General features: G+C 58.5%; 1 protein-coding gene. It reads right to left on the bottom strand.

What is annotated here, in order from left to right:
- Positions 1-17 precede the first annotated feature (17 nt).
- A protein-coding gene (locus AD928_RS14220; protein ID WP_197461244.1) for an IS630 family transposase occupies positions 18-1,075 on the bottom strand; the annotation gives its coding sequence in 2 pieces (ribosomal slippage) (positions 18-583 and positions 583-1,075; 1,059 coding nt in all).
- Between the last annotated feature and the right edge of the window lie 181 nt (positions 1,076-1,256).

Below are 1,256 nucleotides of genomic sequence, written 5' to 3'. Positions count from 1 at the left end.
ATACCAACCGTTGATTGCTACAACCCATTAGCCCACTTGCGCAGTCCGATTGACATGATGCGCCATGGTTGATCGACGAGCTGGTTCCAGGCATGGCAGGCGATATCGACGATATCGTCATAGGTTCTGAATATTCTGTTTGAGAGCCATGTATTGCGGATAAACTGCCAGAGATTTTCCACCGGGTTCAGTTCAGGAGCCCGGGGAGGCAGCGGGAGAATGGTGATATTGTAGGGAACATCCAGCTTCTGACTGGTATGCCATGCGGCCTGATCCACAATGAGGACGGCGTGAGCGCCCTGCGCGACCGTGCGTGAAATCTCCGCGAGATGGAGCTGCATGCCGTGCAGGTTGCAGACAGGGAGCACGAGGCCTGCGGCCGCTCCCTTTTCAGGACAGATGGCCCCGAAAATCCACGCGGATCTGGTGCGCAGGTCAGCAACGGCCCGGGGCCGGGTGCCCCGTTTCGCCCACCGTCGGGTCAGCTTCGTTTTCTGGCCGATCCGCGCCTCGTCAGACCACCAGATTTCGATATCTTTTCCGGGATGTCCGGACCTGATCGCCGCCATGACACCGGGGAACTCTTTTTAAAAATGTCCTGGGCTTTTGTATCCTGGCGATAGTGCCGTGGCCGGGCTGTCAGCAGACGGAACCCCTCGCGGCGTATGATCTGACCCAGACGCGTTTCCGACAGGCTGACGCCATAGGTCTCATGCAGCCACCCGCAGAGATCACACAGTCTCCAGCGGACAACACCATGCACAGCAGGGATCGGCCCTTCCTCAATGCGGACTTTCAGGTCTGTCAGCATCTCCTGTGTCAGGCGGGCTTTCTGTCCCCCGCCATGACGATCCACAAGGCCATCGGGGCCATCCGCATTGAAACGCAGCACCCAGTCACGGATACTCTGACGGTCTGTCCCGGCAAGCAGGGCCGCCTCGCCCCGCGAGGCGCCATCATAAATCGCCGCAAGCGCCAGCAGGCGACGCGACTGACCCGCATGCCGGCTTCTGCGCGCAAGGCGTCGCAACTCCGAACTATCATGATCGTCACGCAGGGACAGAGGGCTGCCCATCCAGAATGCCTCCTTCAGAGAATGGTCAGCATCCTGTGAATCACATTTTTAAACCGATGGGTACCCCGTGAGTCAGGCCAAACAATGGTTGGCGTTATACCAACCGTTGATTGCTACAACCCATTAGCCCACTTGCGCAGTCCGATTGACATGATGCGCCATGGTTGATCGACGAGCTGGT

It is taken from the genome of Acetobacter cerevisiae (assembly GCF_001580535.1).
GTDB lineage: Bacteria > Pseudomonadota > Alphaproteobacteria > Acetobacterales > Acetobacteraceae > Acetobacter > Acetobacter cerevisiae.
This window is presented reverse-complemented; position numbering and strand designations above follow the sequence as displayed.